General features: G+C 69.0%; 6 protein-coding genes. 2 read left to right on the top strand and 4 right to left on the bottom strand.

The window, feature by feature from the left end:
- Window positions 1-46 precede the first annotated feature (46 nt).
- Both Mterra_RS19070 and Mterra_RS22580 read right to left on the bottom strand, forming a co-directional pair.
- Entirely contained in the window at window positions 47-988 is a 942-nt protein-coding gene (locus Mterra_RS19070) for an amidohydrolase family protein (protein WP_119316569.1), read from the bottom strand.
- Window positions 985-1,155: a hypothetical protein gene (locus Mterra_RS22580; RefSeq protein ID WP_170159746.1), complete on the bottom strand. Its 171-nt coding sequence runs from the start codon at window positions 1,153-1,155 to the stop codon at window positions 985-987. Before Mterra_RS22580 ends, Mterra_RS19070 begins: the two co-directional genes overlap by 4 nt.
- 347 nt (window positions 1,156-1,502) lie before the next feature.
- On the opposite strand from Mterra_RS22580, the gene Mterra_RS19065 reads away from it, so the two are divergent.
- Window positions 1,503-1,931, top strand: coding sequence for a VOC family protein (locus Mterra_RS19065; RefSeq protein ID WP_119316568.1), 429 nt, complete (start codon window positions 1,503-1,505; stop codon window positions 1,929-1,931).
- Between the two features lie 220 nt (window positions 1,932-2,151).
- On the opposite strand, the gene mltG is transcribed toward Mterra_RS19065, so the two are convergent.
- Entirely contained in the window at window positions 2,152-3,234 is a 1,083-nt protein-coding gene (gene mltG, locus Mterra_RS19060) for an endolytic transglycosylase MltG (RefSeq protein WP_119316567.1), read from the bottom strand.
- A complete protein-coding gene (gene ruvX / locus Mterra_RS19055; protein ID WP_119316566.1) occupies window positions 3,231-3,641 on the bottom strand; it encodes a Holliday junction resolvase RuvX in 411 nt (136 codons plus the stop codon). The genes mltG and ruvX overlap by 4 nt, the downstream gene beginning before the upstream one ends.
- 214 nt (window positions 3,642-3,855) lie before the next feature.
- Here ruvX and Mterra_RS19050 point away from each other — a divergent pair, with 214 nt between their 5' ends.
- Window positions 3,856-4,434, top strand: a complete 579-nt coding sequence (locus tag Mterra_RS19050; RefSeq protein WP_147372952.1) for a hypothetical protein — start codon at window positions 3,856-3,858, stop codon at window positions 4,432-4,434.
- Window positions 4,435-4,598 lie beyond the last annotated feature (164 nt).

Here is a 4,598-nt window from a genome sequence, read left to right as displayed (position 1 = left end):
GTCCTCGAGCACGGGGGCGGGGGTCATGAGTCCGGCCATAGGGCACTCACCCGATCCTGAGCAGCCGCATCGCGTTCCCCGCGAAGATCAGGCGCTGGTGCGCCTCGGGGATGCCCACCTCCGCCGCCGCGCGGTACTGCTCCTCGAAGTACTTCAGCACCCAGCCCCGCGGGAACCACGAAGCGTCGGTGCCGAAGAGGATGCGCTCGGGGCCGAAGAGCTCGTAGAAGCGGCGGAAGAGGTCCTTGAGGGTGGGCTCGGGCCACACGTAGCGCCGCCACTCGTTGTTGCCCGAGGTGTCCACGTAGACGTTGTCGCAGGCCCACATGAGCTGGAGCAGGTCGTTGAGGTAGCCGCAGCCGAAGTGCGGCACGATGAAGGGCACGGCGGGGTAGCCCTTCGCCACCTCGTGCAGCCGCATGGGGCTGATGTTGACCCCACCGGCGACCCCGCCGCCCCCGCCCAGCGGCCCGAAGTGGATGAGCACCGGGACCTGCAACTCCTCGCAGACCCGCCACACGGGGTCGAGGGCGGGGTCGTCGAGGGGCCGCAGCAGCGCGGGCCCGAAGAGCTTGAGCCCCTTCAGGCCCAGCTCCTCCACGCCCCGGCGCAGCTCGGCCGCGGCTTCGGGCCGGAAGGGGTCGGCCTCGAAGGCGAAGCCGTGCAGCTTGGGGTAGGGCCTCAGGGTTTCGGCCAGGCGCTCGTTGCCGCCGCCGGTGAGGAACACCAGCCCCAGCAGCCCGTAGCGCTCGACCTCCTCCGCGTAGCGCCGCGCGCACTCCGCCGGGCCGGGCTGGGGCGAGTCCGGGAGCGGGAAGCCGTAGGCCCTCCACCAGCCCTCCTGCGCCCTGGCGTTGCGCTCGTTCCACAGCGCCAGCTTCTCGGCCCCGTAACGCTGTGCCAGGTGCGTTCCCCACGCCCCCCACAGGTCCTCGCCCGAGTAGGGCAGGTGCAGGTGCATGTCGAAGACGGGCAGGGGCAGCTTCACGCGCGCTTGTGCCCCTCGAAGAAGCGCCAGATGTAGTACGCCAGCACGATCAGCCCCACGAAAAAGGCGATGGTGATGAAGCCCCGGATGATCTGCCCCAGGTAAGCACCCACCAGGAGCCCCAGCGCGAACCACAGCACGGGCGTGGGGAAGCGGTTGAGGTTCATGGAGCTATTGTGACAGAGGGATTCGGCGGGCGGGAAGGGTCGAGGGGAGAAGGGCGATAGCCGAAAGCTCGAGGCGTGTGGCTCGTAGGGGAGTCGGGGAGCTGTCAGCCGTCAGCCAAAGGCGGAAGGCTCGTGGCGTGTGGCTACCCCTCCCCGTCCCTCCCCGCGTGCGGGGAGGGCTTATCCCCCCCAGCCCCCCTTGTTAAGGGGGGAAAGAAAGGGCGTTTAGCATCTTGCGTTTTGCGTACGGCGTAGGACGTACGACCCGCGTTAGGCATTGGGCGTTCGGCTATCAGCTATCAGCTATCAGCATTCCACACCCGGCGTTCTGCGGTAACCTAAACCGCATGAGCCTCATCACCGGCGTCCACCACGTAGGCTTTAGCGTGCCCGACCTCGAGGAAGCCCTGAAGTTCTTCACCGAGGTCCTGGGCTTCGAGCTCGTCAGCCAGAACGCCCTGCCCACCCCCGACGACCCCATCACCGAGCAGTTCGACGTGGAGCCCGACGAGTCCATCCGCTTCGCCTTCCTCAAAGCAGGCGGCGACACCATCGAGCTCATCGAGTGGTCCTCGCCGCGCCAGCACCGGCAGATGCCGCGCAACCCCGACTGGGGCGGGCGGCACCTGGCGCTCAAAACCAACGGCCTCGAGGAAACCCTCGCCAAACTCCGCACCGTCCCCGGCGTCCGCGTCATGAAACCCCGCGGCGAACACTTCGTCTACGTGCAAACGCCTTTCGGGATGTACCTCCAGCTCATGGCGCCCAACGCCTGAGGGGGGGTAAGCCCTCAGCCCTCAACCAAAGGCACAAGGCCCACGGGAACCCCTACCCGTTCCTCCCTGCCGGCAGGGAGGGTTTATCCCCCCCAACCCCCCTTGCTAAGGGGGGAACCAGGCGTTTCGCGTCTTGCGTTTTGCGTTTGGCTTTTTGCGTACGACGTAAGACGTACGACGCACAACCCGCGCTTAGCGTTGAGCCACCGCCCCCCGCCCTTCACCGATACCTCGCCGTATCCCGCAAGTGCCCCTCGAACGTGGTGTTGAGGAACAGCCGCCCTTGGGCATGGAGGAAGTAGAAGTACCTCTGGCCCCGTTCGTCGGTGCGCTTGGGGTTGAGCACGGCCTCGAGCGCGTCGCTGCCGGGGTTGCCGATGGCGGTGGGGGGGAGGGAGCGGCGGGTGTAGCTGTTGTAGGGGGTGTCCTTGGCGAAGTCGCCCGCGCCGCGGTCGAGCTCGGGCAGGCGCTTGCCCAGGCCGTAGGCCACGGTGGGGTCGGCCTGCAGGGGCATGCCGGCGTCGAGGCGGTTGAGGAAGACCCCGGCGATGACCGGTTTTTCCTGGGCGTTGGCCGCTTCGGCCTGCACGACGGAGGCCAGCGTCACCCAGTCGTGGACGGAGAGGCCGAGCGCCCGGAGCCTCTCGAGCCGCTCGGGGGTGAACTCCTGGGCCATGCGCCGGGTCATGGCCCGCACGATCTCCTCGGGGGTGGCGTCGAGGCCGAAGGTGTAGGTGGCGGGGAAGAGGAAGCCCTCGAGGGTGGGCCCCTGGGCCTCGGGCGGGCGCAGGCCGGCGGGGGGGTTCTGGACGAGCTCGAGGAAGGCCGGGCCGTCGAGGTGGTTCTCGGCCAGGCGTTCGGCCATGTCCACCGCCCGCCAGCCCTCGGGGAAGGTGACGGTGACGGTGAGGGGGCGCGACTTGTCGGTGAGGGCGAGCGCGACCGCGCGCAGCCCGCGGCCCTCGAGGCGGTAGAAGCCGGGCTTGAGGTCCTTGTCGCGGCCCGAGAAGCGCAGGTACAGCGCGAACACCCCGGCCGAGCGGATCAGGCCGGCGCGCTCGAGGATCTCCCCCACGGCGCTCGCCCCGCTGCCCTTGGGGATGCGCACCTGGGCGCTCGCGCCGGTGGGGCCGAAGAGGTAGAGGGTGTAGCCCAGCAGCCCCGCCAGCAGCACGAAGGTCGCCAGCACCAGCCGCAAGAGCCAGCGGGTGCCGCGCGGGCGCGGCTCGGGCAGGGCCGGCGCCTCCGGGGCCTTCGGCTCGGCGGGCTCGAGGGGTCGGGGGTCGGGCCGGTCTTCGCTCATGGGCGCGGACCTGAGAGGTAGGACTCCAGCAGCGCGACGGCGGCGGCCTCGTCGAGCTTGCCCTTCTCCTGGCGCACGCGCTTGGGGGCGCTCATCAGCCGGTTCTGGCCCAGCTTGGTGGTGAAGCGCTCGTCCAGGAGCTCGACCGTGAAGCCGGCCTGGCGCATGGCCTCCACCAACCCCATCACCCGCTCGGCCTGGGCGCCGGGCCGGCCGTCGGTGCGCAGCGGCAGGCCCACCACGAAGCGCTCGAGGGCCTCGCGCCGGGCGAACTGGCGCAGGGCCTCGAGGTCGGCCTCCAGGCCCTTGCGCACCAGGTAGCCGCGCCCGAAGGCCCAGCTCGAGCCGGTTTCCCCCACCGCGAGGCCGATGCGGGCCTCCCCCACGTCCAGTGCAGCCACCTTCACGCGCCCAATTAAGGCATCCCGGCCCGCACGCTTCATGAGAGGGCGGGGCGCCCCGGGCCCGAAAAGCCGTTCGGAACGCGTCGTGAGACCCACAGGGTGCGAAGGCCGTACGGGGCACGGGCGGGCGGTTGTGAGAAATGCCCACCGTGGGGCCAGAGGGCTGGTATAGGCTCTAGGGAAGTAGCTGCACACATTCTCGGGAGGACATAGAGGCATGGTGATCAGCGGCAACCTCAGAGAAAGCCCATTCCAGACCCTAGTAGGGCATTTTCAGGACAAGACCGGCGTGCTCGAGCTGTGGAACATGCCCGACCTCCGGGACTGCAAGCTGTGGGTCAAGCGCGGGCACCTACGCTGCATCGAGATCGGCAAGGAGTACATCGCCGACCCCCTCAAGGCCCGCGACATCCTCCTGGGGATCATCGCCGCCCGCGAGGGGGCCTTCGAGCTGACCTACACCGACTTCAAGACCCCCTGCGACCCCGCGCTGCACTGGCCGCTCGAGCGGGTCATCACCTCGCTGAGCCTCATCGAGGAGGACATCACCCTCCGCACCATCGAGATGCCCGCCCCCGACGTGAGCTACGTCATCTGCGGCGACGAGGAGCTTTTAGACCTCAAGAACTCCTTCTTCTGGAAGCGGGCCAAGCCCATGCTCCAGCACGGCGCCACCGCCGAGCAGATCGCCAAGGCGTTGGGCATCTCGCTCAAGCTCGCCTGCTACTACCTGGCGCGGCTGGAGTGGCTGGGGGTGGTCAAGCCGGCGGCGGACTTGTTGGAGATCGAGTTTTAGGTCAGCCGCCGGGGGTGGGTCGTACGTCCTGCGTCGTACGCCGAACGCCGAACGCAAGACGCAAGACGCAAGACGCAAGACGCGAAACGCGAGACACCTTGTTCCCCCCTTAGCAAGGGGGGCAGGGGGGATAAACCCTCCCCGCCGGCGGGGAGGGTTGGGGC

The sequence above is a fragment of the Calidithermus terrae genome, from assembly GCF_003574345.1.
In the GTDB taxonomy this organism is placed as follows: Bacteria; Deinococcota; Deinococci; order Deinococcales; family Thermaceae; genus Calidithermus; species Calidithermus chliarophilus.
This window is presented reverse-complemented; position numbering and strand designations above follow the sequence as displayed.

Bases quoted from the DNA above. Each gene is read 5' to 3' on its own strand.
- Mterra_RS19050 (WP_147372952.1), top strand. From the start codon at position 3,856: ATGGTGATCAGCGGCAACCTCAGAGAAAGCCCATTCCAGACCCTAGTA.
- Mterra_RS19065 (WP_119316568.1), top strand. From the start codon at position 1,503: ATGAGCCTCATCACCGGCGTCCACCACGTAGGCTTTAGCGTGCCCGAC.
- mltG (WP_119316567.1), bottom strand. From the start codon at position 3,234: ATGAGCGAAGACCGGCCCGACCCCCGACCCCTCGAGCCCGCCGAGCCG.
- Mterra_RS22580 (WP_170159746.1), bottom strand. From the start codon at position 1,155: ATGAACCTCAACCGCTTCCCCACGCCCGTGCTGTGGTTCGCGCTGGGG.